Consider the following 21,541-nt stretch of genomic DNA (forward strand, 5'->3'; position numbering starts at 1 on the left):
AGACGTCGCTGTGTGGCTACGACCTTGTGCCTTCATTGCCCAGCGGAGCGAATGCCGGCGTGACTTCGTGGGTTTCGCGTCTCGGAATTTTCTACCATGGACACTCACCGAGATAGCACTCTCGCCATGCCAACATTCGTTTTACCGCGTCCATGTGCCTTGTCCGTGCAACCAACTCAATCTTCCTCGAAGGGGCCTGCCTTTTCGAGCCCACCGCCAAGCGCGACAAAAAGGGTGGCGCGGTTCTGCAGCCAGGCGCGGCGCGTGGCGAGAAGCTGTTGCTGTGCATTGAACAGATTGCGTTCGGCATCGAGCACTTCGAGGTAATCCGCCACACCTTCCCGGTAGCGAAGCCGTGCGATCCGCGCGATGCGCTCCTGCGCTAGGAGAGCACGCTCGAGCGTTTCGATCTGCTCGGCGAGGTAGCGTCGACCGGCCAGCGCGTCGGAAACTTCGCGGAAGGCGGTCTGTACAGTGCGATCATAGTTGGCCACTTGCTCAACTTCGAGTGCCCTAGCGAGGTTCAGGTCGGCCTCACGCGCGCCCCAGTCGAAAATCGGCAAGGTGATCGAGGGGCCGAAACTCCACCCCAGCCCACCCGAGGAGAAGAGCCCATCGAGACTGTTGGAGCTGAGGCCGGCGCTGCTCGTGAGCGAAATTGTGGGGAAGAAAGCGGCTCGGGCCGCGCCTATGTTGGCTCGGGCTGCGCGTAGCTGTTCCTCCGCCGCAATGATGTCGGGGCGGACGAGGAGCAATTCGGAAGGCAGGCCTGCAGCAAGACGGCGATCGTCAAGCTGAGCGGCGAGGGACAAGCCGCGCGGCAGTCCGGGGGGGACGCCCCCCCCTAAAAGAACAACAAGCTGATTGCGCAGCCTCGCGAGATCGAGCCGCTCGATCGCGAGTTGTTGTTCGGCCTGCGTCAGCAAGGTTTCCGCCTGCCGGTAAGGCAGCGCAGATGTGACTCCATTGTCGAGCCGGAGACGGGCAATCCGCAGCGCTTCGCGGCGGCTTTGCGCGGTCGCCTCGGCAAGCGCGAGCTGTTCTTCGGTTTCAACGATCTCGAAATATGTGTTGGCCGTGTCGGCGATAAGCGCAAGATAGAATGCGCGTTGCGCAGCCACCGTTGCAAGATACTGGGCGCGGGCGGCCTCGCTCAAGTTCGCAATTCGACCCCAGAAGTCCAGCTCAAAAGAACTGACACCAACTCCGACGTCGAACCGATTGAAGGTGACAGCCGCTGGCGCTCCCTCAACGTCGCCGGAATCGAGCGCCGGATTAACACCAAGTGGCTGACGTGTGCGAACGGCACTGGCGTCGCCGACCAGGTTCGGAAGCCGACGACTTTCCTGGATGCGGTAGCGGGCCCGTGCCTGCGCGATACGAGCGGTTGCAGCAAGTAGATCGCGATTGTTCTCGAGGGCAATTGAGATCAGCCCTTCGAGCCGCGGATCGATGAACCAGTCGCGGTAGGACAGCTGTGAGGCAACGATCTCGCCATCGGGACGATAGTCGGCATCAAAAACGGGCGCAGTGACTGGTACGTGGCGGACATGCTCGGGTGCCAAGCTGGCGCATCCGCCTAGCAGGCTCGAGGCAAGTGCGGCGCCAAGGACGGTTTTGGTCGGACCACACCAGGGGCAGATCATCATTCGGCCTCTCCCCGGCCTGCGGAGTTTTCCGCGCCTGCCAACGGTCCGGTGTGGTGTCGGTCCCCCTCATGCCCCCCGGTCGCAACCGGCTGTTTTCGACTAATATTACGCCTTACCAGTAGATACAGCACCGGGATGAGAAAGATGCCGAGAACGGTTGCAGCAATCATGCCGCCCGCGACTCCGGTGCCGACGGCAATCCGACTGGCCGCGCCTGCTCCGCTTGCGAGGACCAGCGGAACCATCCCCATCGTAAAGGCAAGCGAAGTCATGATGATCGGGCGCAGACGCAGGCGCGCCGCTGCCTTGACCGCGTCAATACGTCTAAGGCCCCGCTCCTCTTCCTCGATCGCGAATTCGACGATCAGGATCGCATTTTTTGCGGCCAGGCCGATGATAGTGATCAGACCTACGTTGAAATAGACGTCTGCGGAGAGGCCCCGCAGCATCGAGAAAAGGACCGCGCCAAGCACCCCCATCGGCACGATAAGCAAAACCGCTAGTGGGACCGCCCAGCTTTCATACAGAGCCGCGAGCACCAGAAACACTACCACCACAGAGAGGCCGAGGAGAAATCCGATCTGTCCGCCGGCCTGCTTTTCTTCGAAGGAAACGCCCGTCCACTCGTAACCGATGCCCTGGGGCAATTGTTCGGCAAGACGCTCCATCTCCGCCAGAGCCGCACCGGACGATTCACCCGGTGCGGCCATTCCCGACAAGGTCAGGGCCGGATACCCGTTATAGCGCGAGATGCTGGCCGGGGCCGCGGACCATTCGACATCAGCGAAAGAGCCGAACGGCACCAAATCACCAGCCTGGTTGGGAATGCGCAGCGCCAGGACGTCTTCAGGGGTCATGCGGTGGGGCGCATCGGCCTGGACCAGCACCTGGAGTACGCGGCCGTCACGGTTGAAATCATTGGCATAAGCAGAGCCAAAAGTGATCGAGAGAGCCGCATTGACGTCAGCGAGCGACAAGCCCAGCGCACGCGCCTGAACTCGATCGATGTCGACCCTGAGTTCGGGGCTGGGTCCCTGGTCCTCTGGGCGCAGGTTCGCAACGAGCGGACTCTCCGCCGCCAGACCAAGCAACTGGTCGCGCGCGGCGATCAGGGTCTCACGTCCCAGACCGGCGCGATCCTGGAGCTTGAGCGTGAACCCGCTGGCCTGCCCAAGGGACTGGATCGACGGTGGCTGGATGACGAACGCGGTTGCTCCGTCATTCTGCATGAAAGTCCCCATTGCCCGCTGCAGAATAGCTCCTGCGCTGCTTTCCTCGGCGGTCCGTTCGTCCCACGGCTTGAAAGGCGCGAACATCAATGCATTGTTCTGTCCCTGCCCAAAGAAGCTGAAGCCGCGCACTACGACCAGGTTTTCGACTTCCTCCTGGGCGAGCCAGAACTCGGTAATCGGCTCGAGCGCTTCGTCCAGCCGCTCCTGGGTGGCGCCCGGCGGCGCCTGTACCGCAGTGATTAGGTAACCCTGGTCCTCAGTCGGCAGGAAAGCGGTAGGCAGGCGGAAAAACAGCAACGCGGTAATGGCTACTAGGGCGAGGAACACTGCAAAGGCGCGAAACGGACGCGAAAGGATCCGATCGTTCGCGCGCCCGTATTTGTCCTGCATCTTCGCGAACCAGCGGTTGAACCGGCCAAAGAAGCGCGCGGCCATGTTGCGGACACGGGCAAACCGCCCGCGCCAGCCGGGCTGTGCTTCGGCCTCCCAATCGATCTCGACCTCGCCACCCTCGCCATGCCCTTGGGCTATCGGCTTGAGGAAGGTAGCGCACAATGCCGGCGTCAGCGACAGGGCCATGAAGGCGGAGAAGAATATCGCGACGGCAAGTGTAACCGAGAACTGGCGGTAGATTCCGCCCGTCGATCCGGGGAAAAACGCCATCGGTACGAATACCGCGATCAGTACCAGCGTGATGCCGATGATCGCGCCGGTGATCTGACCCATGGCCTTGCGGGTCGCCTCGAGGGGCGGGAGGCCTTCCTCGCGCATGATGCGCTCGACGTTCTCGATGACGACGATTGCGTCGTCGACGAGGATGCCGATGGCGAGAACCATGCCGAACAGCGACAGCACATTGATCGAGAAGCCGAACACCCACAAACCGAGACACGCGCCGGCGAGGGCGATTGGAACCACCAGCGTCGGGATCAGTGTTGCCCGAAAGTTCTGGAGGAACAGGAACATGACGAGGAAGACAAGGACCATCGCCTCGGCCAGAGTCTTGATGACTTCCTCGATCGAGACTTCGACGAATGGCGTCGTGTCATAAGGTATTGACCAAGCAACATTAGCCGGTAGCCCGGGCGCGATTTCTTCCATCCGCGCCGTGATTCCTTCAGCGGTTGCAAGCGCGTTGGCACCGGTAGCAAGCTGCACAGCCAGTCCCGCCATTGGCTGACCGTTTAGAGTGGTCGATGTCGCATATGTCTGCGCGCCGATTTCCACTCGCGCGACTTCCCCCAGGCGAACCACTGCGGCGCCGGAATTTGCGCGCAAGATGATGTTTTCAAATTCCTCGACCGTATTGAAACGACCTTCGGTGGTGATCGTCGCAGTGATCTGCTGCCCGTCCGCAAGGGGCCTGGCTCCGATCGATCCACCTGCCGTCTGCGCGTTCTGTTCGCGGATCGCGGCCAGAACGGCACCGGGCGAAAGATTGTAGGACGCGAGAGCGTCGGGATCGAGCCAGATGCGCATGGCATATTGCGAGCCGAACAGTGTTACGTCGCCTACCCCGGGCACGCGCCGCAGTTCATCGATCACCTGATTGGATGCGATATTGCCAAGATCGGTGCTGGTAAGATCGCCACTTTTAGACACCAGCGCGACGATCAGCAGAAATCCGGCATTGGCCTGGCGCACGGTGATGCCCTGTCGCCGCACCTCCTCTGGCAGTCGCGCCTCGACAGTGCTCAATCTATTCTGAACGTCGGTCTGGGCGAGGTCGATATCCGTTCCCGCCTCGAACGTCAGCGTGATGCTCGCAGTGCCATTCGACGCGCTCGAGGACGACATGTAAAGGAAGCCCTCCACGCCGTTGAGCTGTTGTTCGATCACCTGGGTGACGTTTTGCTCAAGCGTCTCGGCGTCGGCGCCGGGGTATACTACGCTGATCGTCAGCGAGGGCGGCGCGACTTCGGGATATTGCTCGACCGGAAGGGCTCGCAACGCGATTATGCCCGCCAGCAGGATGCCGAGCGCGATAACCCATGCAAAGATGGGCCGATCAATGAAAAACCGGGCCATGTTTCAGCGTTCCTGGGACACGGGGGCAGATTTCTTCCGGACGGCGGTCTTGCGGGCCGTCTGAGCGCTCAGGGGCTGAACGGGCACCCCCGGGCGGACCTTCTGCAAATTGCTGACGATCACCACGTCGCCTACTTTCAGGCCACTCTTTACGATCCAGAAGCCGTCCACCATCGCGCCAAGGGCGACCGAACGCGTCGCCGCCCGCCCTTCGGCATCGACAACGAAGACCGAACCGCCCTGTTCGGTCAGATTTACTGCCCGCTGGGGAACAGAAATGCCTTCTTGCACCTCGCCCGCGAAAATCCTCGCGCGGACGAATTCCCCCGGGAGCAGCAATCCCATGGGGTTGGGAAACTCGGCGCGCAGTTCGACCGTGCCGGTCTCCTCGTCTACCGACAGGGCATAAAAGTCGACATAACCTGGAATGGGATACTCTGTCCCGTCGCTGAAAGTCAGTCTGACTTCAACCCGATCATTCTCGTCGAGCTCGATTTCACCTGCTGCAACCGAGCGGCGAAGTGCGAGCACTTCGCTCGCGGCCTGGGCGAAATTGACATAGACCGGCGAAATCTGTTCGATTTTGGTCAGGAGAGTCCCTTCAGGTTGGCTGACCAGCGCACCTTCGGTGACCAGCGCCCGGCCGGCGCGCCCCGAAATCGGTGCTCGGACGGTGGTATAGCCAAGCTGGAGCGAAGCGGCTTCGAGTTGCGCGCGGATCTGTGCGACATTGGCCTCCGCCTCGCGTGAGGCGGCAACCGCGGCATCGTATTCCTGGCCACTGATCGCGTTCTCAGCCACGAGAGGCCGAAAACGTGCGACGACAGCGCGGGCATTGCTGGCTGTCGCGCGGGCACGCTGCAAGGCTGCCTCGGTCTGCGCGTAATTTGCGCGCAGTTCTCGCGGATCGATGCGGAAGAGAGGCTGACCGGCGCGCACGTCAGTGCCTTCTTTATACAGCCGCGCCTGAACGATGCCCGTTACCCGCGCACGCACTTCGGCTTCGCGGACGGGCTCGACCCTTCCCGGAAGCTCGACCACATTGGGAATGGGCCGACTTGCAATGGTTACTGTCCTGACCGGTATGGCTGGCGGCTCAGCGGGTGCTTCGGCGTCCGAGCATGATGCGAGCAAGAGACAGGCCGTAACGACGGCAAGAATACGCTTCATGGGGGGCTTTCAGTCAGATTCGGTGCAGGTTTGGAAGCGTAATAGTCATTACACGCTTGTCCTGCAACTCTCGATCGTGGACATTGCTCGTGATGACCTCGCCAGACCCGTTCTGCAGATTGAACCTTCGTCGCCAGGCGATCGTCTCGGCTGCGCGTAAGCTTTTCGTTAGGCAAGGTTATGAGCAGACAACGCTGCGCGATGTCGTCGATGAAGCGGGGGGGTCACTCGCGACAGTTTACAAGTTGTTCGGCAATAAGGACGGCCTGCTCGAAGCTGTGGTGCTGGAAAACGTCGCCACGAGCGAGGCGCTATTCCAGGCGGCCGGGAAGGACGGAGCATTACCTGGCCCGACCCTTCATCGTCTGTCCGAGGAGCTTAGCGCCCTCTTTCTGAACCCGGAGGTTGTTGCGCTGGTCCGCATCGTGATGGCCCAAAGTATCAGCGATCCCAATTTCGCTAGGCGCTTTTTTGAGCGCACCGCAACAAGCACGCGCATCGCGTTGGAGAGATTATTCCAAAACTGGCAGGAGTGCGGGATCGCAATGGATGGGCCACCGAGCTTTCTCGCGGAAATGTTCATGAACCCCTTCGTGGCGGACCTACATACAAAAGCAATCAGCCATGGTTCGGGCATTGGTAACACGCCCGAGCGGCTGCGCGATAGGACCGACTTCTTTCTCAAGGCATCGGGAATCGGGAGTAGCGCGTAAGCACTCCGGCTTCATCAAAGACGGAGCAGAGACGCTCAGCACGAGCGAGTCTCGCAATATGGTGGGCTAAGTGCCATAGCAGGCTCGGGGTCAATTCCGCAGCAGGACTAATCCGGCAACTCCTAGCACGGCACCCGCCAGCAGCCAGGATTGATCGACAAGCAGCGCAGCGGCCACGATCAATGCAGCGGCTACAGGCCCTTTAGCGGACTGATCTCGATGGTGGCTGGCCGCGAGCCGTTCGACACTGACCGGATCGAGTTGGACCGGCAGATAGCCAGATTTTGCGATTGAGCTCGCGTTCGCAAGTATACCGGGCAGGGACGCCGACAATCCCAGCAGTTGACGGCGGATTTTCTTCAGCCCTGACCGAGCACTGCCAAGTGAGAACCGCTCTGAGAGAAGCTCCATCATAATCGGCCGGGTTTCTTCGGCAATGTTGTACTCGGGTGCCAGCGATCGGACAAACCCTTCGGCCGTCAGCAAGGTCCGCAGAAGAATGGCTAGATCGGGCGGGAGGACCAGCTTGAAATCCCGTAACAAGTCGAATACTCGCGAGAAGATCTGCGAGAACTCGATACCGGAGAGCACCGCCCCCTTGAACTCTCCAATCAACTGATCGAGATCTAGCGCCAGTGCAGCGCGATCCACTTTAGGCTCTCCCGCCCATGCGAGAAGAACATCAGCGACCTCGCTGGTTTCCTCGCCGGCAATCGCGAGCACAAGCCGAACAATCTCGTCGCGTCTGGCCTTGGTGAGCGTCCCGACCGATCCAAAATCGATGAATCCGACATCCTGTTCGCCGATCAGGAAAACATTACCGGGATGCGGGTCGCCGTGGAATTCACCGTTCAGAATGATCATGCGCAGGACTGCGTCGGCGTAGCTTTTGGCGAAACGAGCCACCTGTGGATCGCCAGAGGAGTTGGCCAGCGAAGAAGCCGGCAGGCCGTACAGGCGTTCCTGTACGTTGACCCGGAGCCCCGTTAGTTCCCAATGGATGGCCGGAGTCTTGACCCCAATGGTATCGAGATAGGCGCCAATCCGCTCGCACGCTCTGGATTCCGCAGCGAGGTCCATCTCCCAGGCGAGATTGCGGCCGAAGGTACGCAGAAACTCGGCTGGCCGGTAGCGAGCAATGTCTGGCGACCGTGCTTCCGCGATCCCGGCAAGGCGTACAAGGAGGCGCACATCAGCCTCCATCCGAGCGGCAGTGCCTGGCCGCCGAACCTTCACGATGACATCGCTTCCGTCCCGCAGTTTGGCGGAATAGGTCTGCGCTATGGAGGCGGAGGCCAAAGGCTGTTCGTCGAATTGCACAAAGTCGTTCCGCCAGTCCTCACCCCAGCTTGAAGCAAGAACGGGCTCGATATGCGCGAAAGGTACTGGCGACACCTGATCGTGCAGGGTTGAGAATGCCGTGATCCAGTTTTCGGCAAACAGATCGCTACGCGTGGCGAGGAGCTGCCCCAGCTTTATACCAACTGGACCGATGTCACGCAGGAACGCGACCACTGCGGCTGGGCGAAATTCGCGAGTGTCAATAACTGGGCTGGTAGAAGGAATAAACCCGAAGGCTCCCGCGAGGTTCTTGGCCCCGTGCCTTACAAGAATCTGGCCGATCTCCGCAGCGCGAGCCATGCTGCTCATAGGCTTTTCAGAAAACGAAGACATGTTTTTTAATCTGCCTCGTTCCGTTGTTGGTCCAGATTTGCCGATACCCTCGCAAGAATGTCTCTCAATGTACGTTTCTCATCTGCGGTAATGTCGCGCCAAAGCAGGTCATGAAGCCGATCAGCGGAGCCCCTTAATTCGGGCAGGAGGTCATCAAGCCGCTCAGTGAGAATGAGCTGCCACGCTCGCCGATCCGTTTTGGCTCGAACCCTTTCCATTAGCCCTCTGGCACAAAGACTGGCGACCGCTTGGCCGATAGTCGCTGATTCCAGTTCCAGTTTCTTCGCTATTTCAGCCTGCGTGAGGACAGGATCGCGAAGAAGTTGTCCGATGATCCTCCACTGTGTCTGATTGAGACCGATCCTGGCGACCCGTGCATCGTACGCCCTTCGAGCTCCCCGACTGATTTCGTTCAAAAGATAGAGAATGCGGTCATCATCGCTGATTACCTTCCGCCGACGCTGCGATCGTGTCAGGGTATCTGGGTTTTCGTCCATAGGACTGTGTAGTCCGATCGCTTCGGATGCCCAAACACAAACTGCTAAAACACTTTACTATACGACGCGCGCCTTATAGGGCGCGTGGCCCGATCACCTCTTACTGAAGCTGCCGAAAGAGTCAGATGACCGATACCTCCAACGAACCGGAGCAGGAGGGCACAACCCCAACGAACCCGCAATCGCGGCGTGGCTTGCGCGTCGTGTTAATCATTATTGGTCTTGCAGTCCTGCTCGGCGGGGGCTGGTGGTACTTTCGGCACGTTACCTACGGTCAGTACATGCAGTCGACCGACAATGCCTATGTCGCTGTTGACAGCGTCGTTATCTCTTCCAAGGTAGCGGGATACGTCGAAGAGGTCTTCGTGGGGGAGAACGAGCAGGTTGCTCGCGGCGGAGCCCTCGTACAACTTGATTTGCGGGATTATCAGGCGCAAGCTCAACAGGCGCGCGCGCAGATTGCCGCGACGCTCGCAGGGGCCGATACCATCCGGTCACAAGTAACCGAACAGGATGCGGCCATCCGCCAGGCGCAGGCCCAACGCGCCGCCGCGGGCGCGGCACTCGACCTCGCGAACGACCAGGTGGCGCGCTATCGACCCTTGGCTGCCACCGGAGCCGAACCGCGGGAAAAGCTCGACCAGTATGAGACGCAGGCGCGGCAGGCGCGCGCCGAACTCGCAGCTACGCAGGCGGCGGTTTCTGCCGCAACGGCTCGCCGCGCGACCCTGTTCGAGCAGATTGGCCAGACCCAGGCGCAGGCCGACGCTGCGCGCGCGCAGCTAGAAACAGCCGACCTTACGGTTGAATCGACGTTGCTGCGCGCCAGCAAGGCAGGCCGGGTCGGCGATCTCTCGGTGAGAGTGGGCCAGTTCGTGCAGCCGGGCCAGCGTTTGATGACGGTGGTTCCGGTGAGCGCGATCTACGTGACCGCAAACTTCAAGGAAACGCAGGTTGGCCTGATCCGGCCCGGCCAGAGCGTCCGGCTAGAGGTCGACGCCTTACCCGGCGTTGAGATCGCGGGACGGGTGGACAGCATATCGCCGGGAACGGGAGCGGAATTTTCAATCCTCCCCCCCGAGAATGCCACCGGCAACTTTACGAAGATCGTTCAGCGTATACCGGTCCGCATAGCTATTGACGCTCGTCTTGAAGTTCGGCGTCTGCTCGTTCCCGGCATGTCAGTTGTGGCGACCGTTGACACCCGGAATGCGGCAGGTGAACTGGAAGAGATCTCGAGCCAGACGCAATGACCGAAGGAATGGCAGCCCCTGGCACTCCCGGAGGTCCGGTCGCGAGCCCGAAAAACGCGGACGTTACCGCCTGGGTAGCCGTGGCTGCGGGCGCTCTCGGCGCCATGCTCGCGACGCTGGACATCTCGATCGTCAATTCCGCTCTGCCTGTTATCCAGGGAGAAATCGGTGCCACAGGCGCCGAGGGCACCTGGATTGCCACCTCGTTTCTCGTTGCTGAGATTGTCGTCATTCCGCTGAGCGCCTGGCTGGAGCGTCTGTTTGGTCTGCGAACCCTCCTTATCATCGCGGTCAGCGCGTTCACCGCCTTTTCGGTGCTGTGCGGGATTGCAACCGACCTTACCACTATGATCATCGGTCGCACGGGTCAGGGCTTCATGGGCGGAGTGCTCATTCCGACGGCGATGACCATCGTCGCCAAAAGGCTGCCGCCTCATCAACAGCCCATCGGAATGGCCCTGTTCGGCATGACAGTGATCCTCGGCCCCGTGATGGGACCATTGATCGGGGGTTGGCTGACCGAGAATCTGAGTTGGCACTATGCCTTCTTTGTCAATGTGCCAGTCTGCGGCCTGCTGCTGCTCCTCCTGTTCGTTGGCTTGCCCCATGAAAAGCCAAAGTGGGAATATCTCACCGACGCGGATTGGGCGGGCATTCTCGGGCTCATCCTGGGGCTGGGCGGCCTGACAGTTGTTCTCGAGGAGGGCCACCGTGAAGAATGGTTTGAATCCTCGCTCATTCAATGGCTCACGGTGATCACAATCGTCGGATTTGCCTCGCTGATTTACGGACAGGTGAAGGCACGCAAACCGGTCTTAAAACTGCAACTCCTGTTCAATCGACAGTTTGCCAGCGTCGCGATCATGGCGCTCGCCTTGGGCATGGTGATGTATGGTTCGACCTACGTAATCCCGCAGTTCCTCGCGATCATTTCTGATTACAACGCCCTTCAGACCGGGCTAGTTATTTTCTGGATGGGCGTCCCGGCATTCCTGTTGATGCCTGTCCTTCCCTTGATGATACGGAAGATCGACATCCGCATCGCCGTTGGCGCCGGCATGTTGCTGATGGCGGTCAGCTGCTTTGTCAGCACCAGCCTTACAGCCGAATCCGGGGGTGCCGTTTTCACCGAGAGCCAGCTCTTGCGCGGTGTCGGCATGATCCTGTCGATGATGTTCCTGAACCAAGCGACAGTGGCTTCGGTTGCCAAGGAGGACGCGGGCGATGCTTCGGGGATTTTCAACGCGGCCCGCAATCTCGGCGGGTCTTTCGCTCTTTCAGCTTTGGCATCGTTCCAGGACCAACGGATCTGGCATCACAGCCGACGAATGGAAGAGACGCTGAATGCGAACAGCGTTTCGCTGCAGGACTATCTCGACGGGCTGGCGCGAAACTTCGGCGGCATGGAGGGGGCGATGGCCGTCCTGAGCCGCACCCTCCAACGCGAGGCGTTCATAATGACCTACAATGACGTCTTCCTGGTGATGGGGGTCCTGACCCTCGCGACGGTTCCGCTAGTCCTCTTCCTGAGGCCGCTTCCAAAAAATGTCTCCCTTTCGATGCACTGAGCCCAACATGATGCGCCGTCCAATACCATCGCTTCTCCTCATCGCCTTGCTGGCTGGCTGTACGGCTGGGCCGGACTACGCAGGCCCTCCGAAAATATTGTCGGCGGATACGGGCCATCGGTTTGTCCGCGCTGGCGAGGACGTAGGCCTCATGGACCCGGCCCTCGCCGAATGGTGGGTGCTGCTCGACGATCCTGAACTGACACGGCTGGTCGAAATTGCGCTGTCCGAAAATCCGTCGCTTCAGGCAGCGCAAGCGCGCATCGCGCAGGCCCGGGCATCGGTCAGGCAGGATCGGGCGGGCAGAATGCCGACGCTCGGAACCCAGGCCACCACTATTCAGGGCCGGCTTCCCGGCCTGGACATCCAGGGGGGGCCACCCCCGTCCTCACAGCAACCCGATCCGGAGGCGGGAAGCGACGACGCCCTCAGCTTTTACAATGTTGGTCTCAATGCAAACTGGGAGCTGGAGTTTGCGGGCGGCTCCCGGAGGCGTATCGAGGCCGGCAACGCGCAGGCCGCTGCAACGGTCGCCAACGCGGAGGACGCAAAGGTCCAGCTGACCGCCGAAGTTGCCAATAACTACGTCAACTTGCGGGAGGCCCAGTTCCGCGCCGACCAATACCGGACGCAGATCAAGCTGCAGGAGGAAATCCTGGCCCTGACTTATCAGCGGTATCAGCAGGGCGCGCTGCCGCTGTTCCCGGTGGGTAACGCGAACGCCGAGCTGGAGGTGCTCAAGTCCCAGTTCGCCGAGGCGGAGGCCGACATTGCGGTCCTGCTCGACGCGCTTGCCATACTGTCCGGCCGGATTCCCGGATCGACTGCCGAAGACCTTTCGACGCCGCGTGATATCCCTTTGCCCCCGGATCAGGTTACTGTCGGCGATCCGGCGAGTCTGTTCGCGCGTCGGCCCGACATCAGGGCGGCTGAGCGCACTCTCGCCGCCGCAACGGCCAGGATCGGTGTGGCTGAAGCGGCAAGGTTCCCGAAGCTGTCCTTCATGGGGATTCTGGGCCTTGGCGGATCCTCCCCCGACGACATCTTCGATGTGGGTGAATTATCGGCATTGGCGATCCCTCGCCTGGAATGGAATTTTCTCGATTTTGGAAGGGTCGACGCGTCAGTAGATCGAGCCGGGGCGGTCCGCGACGAAGCTGTCGCTAACTACCGTCAAACCGTCCTCTCGGCGCTACAGGATGCCGAGCGAGCTCTGGCACGATTTGGCCAACAACGGGTCGCACTGGCAGCCACCGCACAGATCAAGAGCCAGGCCGATAGCGCCGCTGATCTGAATCGCCAGCGCTTTGCGGCAGGAGCGATCTCGAGGGCTGACCTCAATCTTGCGCTGCGCGACAAGCAGCAGGCTTCGGCAGACCTGGTTCGGACGAAAGCGGCGCTTACCCTGGCCTGGATCGCGCTGCAGAAGTCGCTGGGCCTGGGGTGGCAAGAGCCCGCCGAGGGGGCAGTTGCCGCGCCGTGAAGTCGTAGCTGACGAGGAGTCCTGCGTCAGTTCGTTCGGTTCACGAGAAATACGCGCCCCTGCCGCTGGCGACCAACTTGCCGTCGGGTCCGACAATACGCGTCTGCGCCACCGAAATCTGCCGCCCGATCTTCACGATCTGTCCGTGAGCAGTGAGAGGGCCTGAGGTTGCAGGACGGTGATAATCGACGCGCAGATCGGCCGTCGCTTTCGCGGCGGCGCCTCTCGCAAGCAAAGCATAAAGTCCGGTGAGGTCGACCAGTGACGCCAGGATCCCTCCATGCGCCGACCCCACCATGGGGTTCGACACGATCTCCTCGCGCCACGGCATGGTGATCTCGATTCCATTCTCAGACCAGGCAGCAATCTCCAGCCCGAGCCATCGGTGAAAAGGGGCCAGGTGCAGCATCTCTTGCAAGCGCTCTCGATCGATCATGCTTCCTTCATCCCCTCCAGCTGAGCCGTATCGGAAGAGTGATGGCCCCTCAGGAAATCGACGATAGCGGCGGAAAAGGCGTCGTTCGCATCGCCCACGACCATATGCGTGGCATCTGCGATGTCCGTGTATTCTGCATGAGGGGCAAGTTGTCGCAGATGCGAAACGGCCTCGTCGGAAACAAGATCACTCGAAGCGCCGCGGATGAGATGCAGCGGAAGTGCGAGATTCGCCGCGGCTTGGCTCAACTGTGCCGACTGCCGGTCCTGACTGCCAGGGTCGCTTCGTTTGGTAGCCGCGATATTGCGGATGAAAGCGGGGTCCCAATGCCAGTAAAAGCGGCCATCCTCCTTTTTCCGCAGATAGCTCTTGAGGCCATCGCTTGCGCCGCGTCTGGCACGATGCGGCATATAGCGAGCGATCACGTCCGCCGCCTCCTGCGGTGAAGCGAAGCCACTATCGACGTGCTCTTCCATGAAACCGACTACTCGCATCACGCCGGCGGGCTCCATTCGCGGAACTACGTCGACCAAGGTAAGCGAGGCAAAGGTGCCGGGTGCGAGCTCGCCTTCGGCTAGAATTCCTGCCATTCCGCCAAGCGAAGCCCCGACCAGGGCTGGGCGACGCTCCATAAGCGACGCGATGTTGACCAAGTCAGCCGCAAAATTTCGGACATCGTAAGCGCCCTCAAGAGCCCAGTCGCTATCTCCATGCCCTCGAAGATCGACCGCAATCGCGCGAAAGCCTTCTTGAGCGAGATCGCACATTACGCGCTTCCACGCCCGCCGGGTCTGACCGCCCCCATGAGCGAGCAGGACCGGCATCGCGTTCTGTTCCCCGCAGGCGTCAGCGGCAAGAGCAATTCCTGCCTCACCGTATAAGATCATTGCTTCGATCTGCACTGGAGTATCACCTTTTATACTATATCGGCTCTTCCTTAATTGGGAACCGTGCATCCGAGACAGCGATCGCTTACTGGCTGCCCCTCCGCCGTTATCCTCTCAGTCATTCAGGCACCATAGCGCGCCATGAAGGTGTCGTGAGCCGCGCGGGCGACACGCTCGCATTGCGCGACAGGCACTTTCTCATGCGAACCGAATAGGCGGTTGTCAAAAATAGACACTTTGCACAGTTCGACGAGCTGCTGTGCAGCGATTTGCTCATCATCCACGGTCAGTTCGCCACGTCCGCACCATACGCGCAGAAGCACCCTGATCTTTTCCGTCCCTCGGCGCGGACCGGCGTCCATAATCGTCGCCGTCGCGAGTGGGAAGCGTCCGCCCCCCCCCACTGCAATACGACACAAATGCACAGCACTGTCGTGCCGCCCAAATAGATCAGTCAACTGATTTGCAACTACGAGCAAGCCTTGTCGCGCAGGCAATTCCGCCAGCCTTGGCTTGGCGATTTCGTTGTTAACATTCTTAAGTGCGTTTTCTACAACCGTGACATAGAGTGCGCCCTTGTCTGGAAAGTGATTGTAAAGTGTGGGCTTAGCAACTTTTGCTTCCCGTGCCACCTGCTCCATGCTGGCGCCATCAAAGCCTTCCCTCACGAACACCCGGGTGGCGGCTGAGAGGATCGCCTCATGCTTTCGGGCTTTAACGGCTCCACTCATCAGTCTGCTACCAGCACCAAATCGTTACGTTACTAATATCAGCACCCCGAGGTACGACGTTCGCAGCCGTTGACCAACCCGGCAGTTTGGTGGCTTGTCCGGGAATTTGGCAGCATGACCGGCACGGATCTTCCGCTCATGCTGTATAACTGCACTATCCTGTTCCCCCGAAGTAACATCCTATAGCTACGAGACATTCCCGTCAGCAATCGGATTTCAGAATTTGGCTCCAACTGCGATTCCATAACGCCGCGGATCTAGGGTATAGATATTTGTAAAATTACCGGAAGATGCATCGGTAACATACAATCCGGTTATGGAATCACTATCAAAGAGGTTTTGGACGAATCCCCGAACAAACCAGCGATCATCAGCACTGTTCAGTTGGACCACGGCATTCGCTTGAACGAAGGGCTCGATGCGATTGACCCTCCCGTTAAAGATGTTCCCGTACTGCTTGCCGGTTAAAGCAAGATCCATCCTAGGCACCAAAGTCATGCCATTACTGAGTTCGACTGTGTACTGCGCACCCATCGAAACCTTTAGATTGGGGGCCTGAGGCAGGGTGTTGCCTTTAATGTTCACCTCGACACCCGGACTGAGAACTTGAATTCCGCTATTCTCGGGAATGGCATTTTCGAGGACATCGCAGATGCCGAATGCACCGCTGGAGGCGATATTGCCGTCAGCAGGAAATTCCTCGGGGCCCCGGAGTCCCAAAGCTGCATTGACTACTGCAACGAATCCATCAGCGACTCCGGGAGCAGGCCCCGTGACAGCGCAATGGGCGCCATTGCTGATGTCCTTGATGATCACCGCATCGGGATCGCCGCCGCCGGGATCACGCGGATTGGAAAAGAATTGATCGCCAGCGACCTCAGCGTTCAGGTAGCTGAAGTTCAAATTCACCAGCAGATTACGGTCCGGCCGTATCACAGTTTCCAGTTCGAGGCCCCAAATATCGGCATCGATTGTATCGTTCACTGAAGTTCTAGCAACGATCCGGCTTAGCTGAAGCCCGCTATATTTATAATAAAAAGCCGTCGCATTCAACTGCAACGCCCCGTTTGCAAAGACGTTCTTTGAACCGATTTCAAATGCATCGATCGATTCGGACCCAAAGCTTTCGCTCACTTCAAAAATCGGAGAGAGTGGCGGATTTATCCCGCCCGATTTGTATCCCCTGGAATAAGAGGCGTAGATGGTATTATCGGGTGTGATCGCGAAGTCCAGAACAGCTCTTCCCGTAATGTCGTCAAAGCCGACTTCGCGAAACTGAGTGAGCTGAAGGCCAGGCTGGCCGGGGTCAGCGTCGAAAAGCCCTGATGGACTTACCAGAGGGGTTATAGGGCTTTCGAAGGGATCTCCATCGTTCGAATAGGGATTCAGGAAACTAATCAAGGTGGTGCGTGCGGTTACATCTTTCTTGTCGTTGTTATAACGTAGGCCGCCCGTAAGGGTGAGCCGATCGGTCAAGTCAAAATATACCTCGCCGAATATTCCGTAGCTCTCAAGATTGGCTTCCAGAGAATTGTTCCGATACATCGAAGTCGCGAAATAGGAAGGTGGAAGCCCGCCCGACAGGGAACCGAAAGATCCCAGGATTGCGCTCGCATAATCTAGCGCAAACGAATTAACGTAATAGCTGTTGTCAGTGGTTTTGGATTTTGCATAAATTCCGCCGACCAGAAAATTGAACGGTCCATCAAAGTCGCTTGTGAGGATTAGCTCGCCACTCCAGGACTCTCGCTGTTCAGCAGAACGGTCGAAGGAGAGGGGAGACTCGGAACAAAGCGAATTCCCCTCGAAAGCACCACGGTTGCCGTCGTCATTGTCAGAAGTACATAGTGGCCCCTGCGGTCCGCCTGGAAAGAGTGCGGCGACTATGGGCGAGAAATAGCCTGAGGATCCCGGAATAAATGCGGGAGCCGGAGGAGCGAGGCCAGTTGGCAGACCATTTGCTCCGAAAAAGGCAAGTGTGTTCAATGCCGGGGCGAAGCCAGCTCGGTCCTGAACCCCGAGAAAGTAATCCTGCCGCGAATCCACCTGGGTATCCTGATACAGGCCCGTGGCAGTTAACGTCATCGCGCCAAAGCTTTGCTCCAGTCGCGCCTGAATCTGCAGTTCATCCGCCAAGTAGAAGGGCGTATAGGGAGTGTTCACCACCCTGACATCGTCGGGCTTGTCGAACCCGGCGAATGCATCAGGGCCATACAAACTCCCGAGCCCGAGCACTCCGGGAATGCCCTGAATGGCGAAGAATTCAGAGGAACTAAGCGTGGCCCCCACCGTGGAATTTGCATTGGTGATGTCGTAGTCAAGACGATTGTTAAGACAGCCCAGTACCCCCAGTGGATCTCGCTGGCAGGCCTGCTTCTGGTTCCTCAATCGCGTATCGTTCTCGCGGAAGTAATATCCCATCATATCGAAAGTTGTGTTCGGGCCGGGCTCGAAACGCAGGGACCCGCGCACAGCATACATGTCGCGATCATCGATGTCGGAACCGTCGTACAAGTTCGTGGTATAGCCATCGCGGTTCAGATATACGCCGGCCAGCCTGACGCCGATCGTATCTCCGATCGGAATGTTTACCATTCCCTCTGCTCTTATGCTGTTGAAGTTGCCATATTCGAATTCGGCTTCAGCGCCGAATCCTGACAGGTCGGGTTTTGCGGTGACCACGTTCACAACACCGGAGGTCGCGTTCCTGCCAAAGAGCGTTCCCTGGGGTCCACGAAGGACTTCGATGCGTTCAAGGTCGAAATATTCCGTTTCGAACAATCGGGTTCCAAAAAGGGGCGATCCGTTGACATGTATGGCGGTCGCGGCGTCGCAGGTCACGCCGACGCATAAGTCGCCGATGCCGCGGATAGTGAAGGAGGCGGAGGTGAAATTGCCTTTCGAAAACGACACATTAGGCAGGGTCAACTGGAGATCGGATGCGTTTTCGATCTGCTGGCTTTCGAGCGCTTCGGCGTCGAACGCGCTGACTGCGATCGGCACCTCTTGCAAGCTCTGCGACTGGCGCTGGGCCGTCACAATAATGACGTTGCCCGTTACAACCTGCCCGTCATCGGCATCCTGGCCGGATGCAACCGGTTGAGCACTCAATACTTGTGGCAACACCAATAATGCGGCGCCCGCCAGCCAGTAGGATTTTTTCTGCATGCTCGTTCCCCTCTCTCCATAGAAATTTACCCATTTTTGGGCCTGCTCCCTATTGCCCCAAAATGGGGGCAGCTCGGCGAGCTGCCCCTAGTCTGAGGAGAGGTTAAATGAGAAACAATCTCATGCGCCTCTGGGGCAGAGGTTATGCTTTTCGGAAAATCTAGTAAAGTAGTTTATTGTCAGGCAAGGGAGAACGCGGAAACGGACCCAAGTTGGGCAGCGAAAAATGCCAAGGCCGCGTTCGATCCGCGACATATGATGATACGGCAGTTTGATACCCGAGGAACGGTCTCTGGCACCCCGCTGCTTCACCGGTACCCTCCACTGGGAAAGTTCCCCTATTTCCCACACATGGATCCGTGAGAACGCTAAACGATTTTCAGGCGAGTCTTGTTTATGGATTTTCACGTCTCCCCCTTATTAACACTCGACAAGACCGAGATAATCCTCGCAATGCCCTTGGCAGAAGTCTGGCTGGCTATGGCATTCTTGGGCTTGGCAGCTTGTATTTACGCTACTGGCATACCCGGCGCACTCGTGCCGGTTTCCTTTTCCTCGGGTGCGCTTCTAGGCGAAACGCTTGCCATCGCAGCGGTCGCCGCAGGCGCGCTTTTTGGATCGGTCATCCTTTTCTGCGGGCTCGTGCGGGGAACGAGTTCTATCTCGCAGCATCGGTATGGCCGCCACATCAAGAGGTTGGATCACGCAGTTTCAAGGGGTGGGATTTTACCGATTATTGGACTTCGCCTGATTGGCGTCCCGCATCTGGCCGTGACGGGAGTTTCCGCATTGGCCTCTCTAAGCCTGCGGCGTTATGCCATTTCGACGCTTGTTGGAATTCTTCCCGCGATTGCGATAGCGGCGACTGCCGGGGCTGCGCTCTAGTCGCACTGGACGATCGCCGAACCTGAAAACCTGCGTATCAAATGCCAAACCAGGGGCCAATACACGCTGTCAGGCTGTATCGCCCTCGATTCCGGCGCAGAAGATCCATTTTCCACCTCGTTTGAGAGGGGCCGCAGCCGCCAGGCATCTGCTCAACGGATTCGGGACGCACAGAATGACGACAAAGCTTCTCACAGGTATTTTATCCAAGTCGGTCGAATCGAGTTCGCAAGCTCGGCTGACCCTTACCGAACGGGCATTCCAGATTGGTTTTGGGGCGATTCAATGGCCCTGGTTGCTCAAAAGCCTTTATGGCGGAACACGCCATTCCAAGTTCGCTCTCCTGGAGCGACTCAGGCTAGACCATGATGCACTTCCTCATCTTGGCAGCTGGAAGGCGGACACTCACTTCCTCAATCGCGTTGTCGATCTGGTTGAAGAGCGGCAACCCGCAAATGTCGTCGAGCTCGGCTCTTGAGCCACATCCCTTATCATTTCAAGTGCGCTTAAGAAGAACGGGAAGGGCAGGCTGCATAGTTACGACCAGCACTTGCCGTTCGTTGGAGAAATGGCGAAGTGGCTTTCCGATTACGACCTGGATGCGGCCTTTCACTATGCACCCCTTCTTTATCGCAGCGACAGCTGGCCCGGAATATGGTATGCCCTTTCACAGCTTCCAGATGAAATCGACCTGCTTGTAATCGACGGGCCGCCTTGGTCTGTACATCCCTTTGCGCGAGGAATTGCAGACTGTCTCTTCGACAGGATTTCTCCAGGCGGCATAATAATGCTGGACGATGCTGCAAGGCCCGGTGAACGCTTAATTGCCCGCCGGTGGCGTCGCGATTGGCCTGAGTTCAGCTTCAACTTCGAAAGTGAAGGATCCAAAGGATTGCTGATCGGTCGCAAGTCCTTTGAGAGAGCTTAAGCCGATCAACGGTTTCGAGATACCGCCTGAAAGCTTCCGGGTTGCATGCGGATCCTTTTCTTCAGTACGCCTTGCAGAAGAGGATAGTTGGCTGATGCCCGCCGGTCGTAGATTGCTGTCGGTTCGAGAAGAGTGGAGATGACCGGCCCCCACCGAGTGGTCCGTGTTGATTGTTAGTGGATTGTCGCCTCCTGCGCCATTGCCGGCTGGAGGTGGAGCGAAGCGGAACCGGAAGGCGGCAATGGCGATCTTACAGTTTCCGGGGCAGGCGGCCGATAGCCAAGGCTGCTGTGCGGACGCACGGTGTTGTAGTGGCCGCGCCAGGCTTCGATCAGGACCTTGGCCTCGGCGAGGCTGTAGAAGATCTCCCCATTGAGCAGCTCGTCACGCAGTGAGCCGTTGAAGCTTTCGTTGTAGCCATTCTCCCATGGCGAGCCCGGCGCGATGTAGAGCGTCTTCACCCCGATGCGGGCGAGCCACTCCTGCACGGCAGTAGCGATAAACTCCGGGCCATTGTCGGACCGGATGTGAGCTGGTGGACCGCGCTTGCGACCATCATGGGTGCGCCCCTCGACGTAGTCGTTCGGCCAGCTCCGCCACCAGCGCCTTGAGTGATGTCCGGCACAGCTTTCACCTGATCGATCACCAGTGCCCGGTGCGGTTCGAGCAGCCGCTTGCGATGGCCGCCCATACGCCGCGATGCCGCCGTCCCCGTCAATCGCTGACGTTGTGACCACCTCACTACGCTCGCAACGCTCACCCCGAACAAGGACGCCACCTCTCGGCAACTGCGACCCGAAGCCACCAACGTCGCTGCCCGCTCACGCAAATCATTCGAATAGGGTCTTGCCATACCTGCTAGCCTCCATTCCCAGCCAGCAGGTTGAATCAGAAATCGAACCGATTGGGAATCTGGAGGGTTCTGTGAGGTCGCGCGCCGAAACGCGGGTATCATGGCGCTGTGCGCGACCTCATTGAAGCCGGATTGAGCGAACCCGCTGACGCGCTCGCGACCTATGGGATTAGTGCTGCGCCGCTGGTTGCTGGTGACCGAGCTTGTTTGATCGGATGCCACCAAGCAAGTGAGGACGATGGCGTATTGGCCGCATTGGTCGAGATAATCGACGCGCCCCACGGATATCTGCGCAGGCTGCGGGGTGGCACTGCTGTCCTGCGAGTGGATTTGCAGGATGGCAGAGATGGGGGATCGTCGGCGCAAATGCCGCGCCGCTGCCACGT

Annotated in this window: 16 protein-coding genes and 2 pseudogenes; 7 read left to right on the forward strand and 11 right to left on the reverse strand. The window is 59.1% G+C overall.

Annotated elements, in window-relative coordinates:
• Window positions 1-176: 176 nt before the first annotated feature.
• Genes Q9K01_RS13970 through Q9K01_RS13980 form a run of 3 tightly spaced genes read right to left on the reverse strand, consistent with a single transcriptional unit; the run spans window position 177 to window position 6,079 of the window.
• Window positions 177-1,649, reverse strand: coding sequence for an efflux transporter outer membrane subunit (locus tag Q9K01_RS13970; protein ID WP_305930736.1), 1,473 nt, complete (start codon window positions 1,647-1,649; stop codon window positions 177-179).
• Window positions 1,646-4,909 carry an efflux RND transporter permease subunit gene (locus Q9K01_RS13975; RefSeq protein ID WP_305930737.1) on the reverse strand — a complete coding sequence of 1,088 codons (3,264 nt, stop codon included), beginning with the start codon at window positions 4,907-4,909 and terminating at the stop codon, window positions 1,646-1,648. Before Q9K01_RS13975 ends, Q9K01_RS13970 begins: the two co-directional genes overlap by 4 nt.
• Window positions 4,910-4,912: 3 nt before the next feature.
• Window positions 4,913-6,079: an efflux RND transporter periplasmic adaptor subunit gene (locus tag Q9K01_RS13980; RefSeq protein ID WP_305930738.1), complete on the reverse strand. Its 1,167-nt coding sequence runs from the start codon at window positions 6,077-6,079 to the stop codon at window positions 4,913-4,915.
• Window positions 6,080-6,171: 92 nt separating this feature from the next.
• Between Q9K01_RS13980 and Q9K01_RS13985 the strand changes: the two genes are divergently transcribed.
• Window positions 6,172-6,792: a TetR/AcrR family transcriptional regulator gene (locus Q9K01_RS13985; protein WP_305930739.1), complete on the forward strand. Its 621-nt coding sequence runs from the start codon at window positions 6,172-6,174 to the stop codon at window positions 6,790-6,792.
• Between the two features lie 90 nt (window positions 6,793-6,882).
• Here Q9K01_RS13985 and Q9K01_RS13990 read toward each other — a convergent pair whose 3' ends face one another.
• Both Q9K01_RS13990 and Q9K01_RS13995 read right to left on the reverse strand, forming a co-directional pair.
• Window positions 6,883-8,442: an ABC1 kinase family protein gene (locus Q9K01_RS13990; RefSeq protein ID WP_305930740.1), complete on the reverse strand. Its 1,560-nt coding sequence runs from the start codon at window positions 8,440-8,442 to the stop codon at window positions 6,883-6,885.
• 29 nt (window positions 8,443-8,471) lie between these two features.
• Entirely contained in the window at window positions 8,472-8,963 is a 492-nt protein-coding gene (locus Q9K01_RS13995) for a MarR family winged helix-turn-helix transcriptional regulator (RefSeq protein ID WP_305930741.1), read from the reverse strand.
• A 125-nt stretch (window positions 8,964-9,088) separates the two neighbouring features.
• Between Q9K01_RS13995 and Q9K01_RS14000 the strand changes: the two genes are divergently transcribed.
• Genes Q9K01_RS14000 through Q9K01_RS14010 form a run of 3 tightly spaced genes read left to right on the forward strand, consistent with a single transcriptional unit; the run spans window position 9,089 to window position 13,267 of the window.
• Window positions 9,089-10,216, forward strand: a complete 1,128-nt coding sequence (locus Q9K01_RS14000; protein WP_305930742.1) for an HlyD family secretion protein — start codon at window positions 9,089-9,091, stop codon at window positions 10,214-10,216.
• Window positions 10,213-11,784: an MDR family MFS transporter gene (locus tag Q9K01_RS14005; RefSeq protein WP_305930743.1), complete on the forward strand. Its 1,572-nt coding sequence runs from the start codon at window positions 10,213-10,215 to the stop codon at window positions 11,782-11,784. Before Q9K01_RS14000 ends, Q9K01_RS14005 begins: the two co-directional genes overlap by 4 nt.
• A 10-nt stretch (window positions 11,785-11,794) precedes the next feature.
• Window positions 11,795-13,267 carry an efflux transporter outer membrane subunit gene (locus Q9K01_RS14010; protein ID WP_305930758.1) on the forward strand — a complete coding sequence of 491 codons (1,473 nt, stop codon included), beginning with the start codon at window positions 11,795-11,797 and terminating at the stop codon, window positions 13,265-13,267.
• 40 nt (window positions 13,268-13,307) lie between these two features.
• Here the strand turns inward: Q9K01_RS14010 and Q9K01_RS14015 are convergent, their stop codons facing one another.
• From Q9K01_RS14015 to Q9K01_RS14030, 4 genes are all read right to left on the reverse strand, one after another.
• Entirely contained in the window at window positions 13,308-13,703 is a 396-nt protein-coding gene (locus Q9K01_RS14015) for a hotdog fold thioesterase (RefSeq protein ID WP_305930744.1), read from the reverse strand.
• Window positions 13,700-14,605 (reverse strand): alpha/beta fold hydrolase, encoded by a 906-nt coding sequence (locus Q9K01_RS14020; protein WP_305930745.1) that lies wholly within the window; start codon window positions 14,603-14,605, stop codon window positions 13,700-13,702. Before Q9K01_RS14020 ends, Q9K01_RS14015 begins: the two co-directional genes overlap by 4 nt.
• Before the next feature lie 107 nt (window positions 14,606-14,712).
• Window positions 14,713-15,321, reverse strand: a complete 609-nt coding sequence (locus Q9K01_RS14025) for a TetR/AcrR family transcriptional regulator (protein WP_305930746.1) — start codon at window positions 15,319-15,321, stop codon at window positions 14,713-14,715.
• A 216-nt stretch (window positions 15,322-15,537) separates the two neighbouring features.
• Window positions 15,538-18,489 carry a TonB-dependent receptor gene (locus tag Q9K01_RS14030; protein ID WP_305930747.1) on the reverse strand — a complete coding sequence of 984 codons (2,952 nt, stop codon included), beginning with the start codon at window positions 18,487-18,489 and terminating at the stop codon, window positions 15,538-15,540.
• 396 nt (window positions 18,490-18,885) lie between these two features.
• Between Q9K01_RS14030 and Q9K01_RS14035 the strand changes: the two genes are divergently transcribed.
• The 3 genes from Q9K01_RS14035 (at window position 18,886) to Q9K01_RS14045 (ending at window position 20,302) form a co-directional block, all read left to right on the forward strand.
• A complete protein-coding gene (locus Q9K01_RS14035; RefSeq protein WP_305930748.1) occupies window positions 18,886-19,374 on the forward strand; it encodes a VTT domain-containing protein in 489 nt (162 codons plus the stop codon).
• 175 nt (window positions 19,375-19,549) lie between these two features.
• Window positions 19,550-19,852 carry a hypothetical protein gene (locus Q9K01_RS14040; RefSeq protein WP_305930749.1) on the forward strand — a complete coding sequence of 101 codons (303 nt, stop codon included), beginning with the start codon at window positions 19,550-19,552 and terminating at the stop codon, window positions 19,850-19,852.
• A 15-nt stretch (window positions 19,853-19,867) separates the two neighbouring features.
• Complete coding sequence (locus Q9K01_RS14045; protein WP_305930759.1) at window positions 19,868-20,302, forward strand: class I SAM-dependent methyltransferase; 435 nt, start codon at window positions 19,868-19,870, stop codon at window positions 20,300-20,302.
• A 173-nt stretch (window positions 20,303-20,475) separates the two neighbouring features.
• On the opposite strand, the pseudogene Q9K01_RS14050 reads toward Q9K01_RS14045, so the two are convergent.
• Both Q9K01_RS14050 and Q9K01_RS15490 read right to left on the reverse strand, forming a co-directional pair.
• Window positions 20,476-20,892: pseudogene (locus Q9K01_RS14050) on the reverse strand (integrase core domain-containing protein); the annotation flags it as partial.
• 110 nt (window positions 20,893-21,002) lie between these two features.
• Window positions 21,003-21,257, reverse strand: a pseudogene (locus tag Q9K01_RS15490) (IS630 transposase-related protein); the annotation flags it as partial.
• Window positions 21,258-21,541: the final 284 nt, after the last annotated feature.

This window comes from Qipengyuania benthica (assembly GCF_030717865.1).
GTDB classification, from domain to species: Bacteria; Pseudomonadota; Alphaproteobacteria; order Sphingomonadales; family Sphingomonadaceae; genus Qipengyuania; species Qipengyuania benthica.

Bases quoted from the DNA above. Each gene is read 5' to 3' on its own strand.
- Q9K01_RS14000 (WP_305930742.1), top strand. From the start codon at position 9,089: ATGACCGATACCTCCAACGAACCGGAGCAGGAGGGCACAACCCCAACG.
- Q9K01_RS14040 (WP_305930749.1), top strand. From the start codon at position 19,550: ATGACGACAAAGCTTCTCACAGGTATTTTATCCAAGTCGGTCGAATCG.
- Q9K01_RS13970 (WP_305930736.1), bottom strand. From the start codon at position 1,649: ATGATGATCTGCCCCTGGTGTGGTCCGACCAAAACCGTCCTTGGCGCC.
- Q9K01_RS13990 (WP_305930740.1), bottom strand. From the start codon at position 8,442: ATGAGCAGCATGGCTCGCGCTGCGGAGATCGGCCAGATTCTTGTAAGG.
- Q9K01_RS14010 (WP_305930758.1), top strand. From the start codon at position 11,795: ATGCGCCGTCCAATACCATCGCTTCTCCTCATCGCCTTGCTGGCTGGC.
- Q9K01_RS14005 (WP_305930743.1), top strand. From the start codon at position 10,213: ATGACCGAAGGAATGGCAGCCCCTGGCACTCCCGGAGGTCCGGTCGCG.
- Q9K01_RS14015 (WP_305930744.1), bottom strand. From the start codon at position 13,703: ATGATCGATCGAGAGCGCTTGCAAGAGATGCTGCACCTGGCCCCTTTT.
- Q9K01_RS14035 (WP_305930748.1), top strand. From the start codon at position 18,886: ATGGATTTTCACGTCTCCCCCTTATTAACACTCGACAAGACCGAGATA.
- Q9K01_RS13985 (WP_305930739.1), top strand. From the start codon at position 6,172: ATGACCTCGCCAGACCCGTTCTGCAGATTGAACCTTCGTCGCCAGGCG.
- Q9K01_RS13980 (WP_305930738.1), bottom strand. From the start codon at position 6,079: ATGAAGCGTATTCTTGCCGTCGTTACGGCCTGTCTCTTGCTCGCATCA.
- Q9K01_RS14025 (WP_305930746.1), bottom strand. From the start codon at position 15,321: ATGAGTGGAGCCGTTAAAGCCCGAAAGCATGAGGCGATCCTCTCAGCC.
- Q9K01_RS14030 (WP_305930747.1), bottom strand. From the start codon at position 18,489: ATGCAGAAAAAATCCTACTGGCTGGCGGGCGCCGCATTATTGGTGTTG.
- Q9K01_RS13995 (WP_305930741.1), bottom strand. From the start codon at position 8,963: ATGGACGAAAACCCAGATACCCTGACACGATCGCAGCGTCGGCGGAAG.
- Q9K01_RS13975 (WP_305930737.1), bottom strand. From the start codon at position 4,909: ATGGCCCGGTTTTTCATTGATCGGCCCATCTTTGCATGGGTTATCGCG.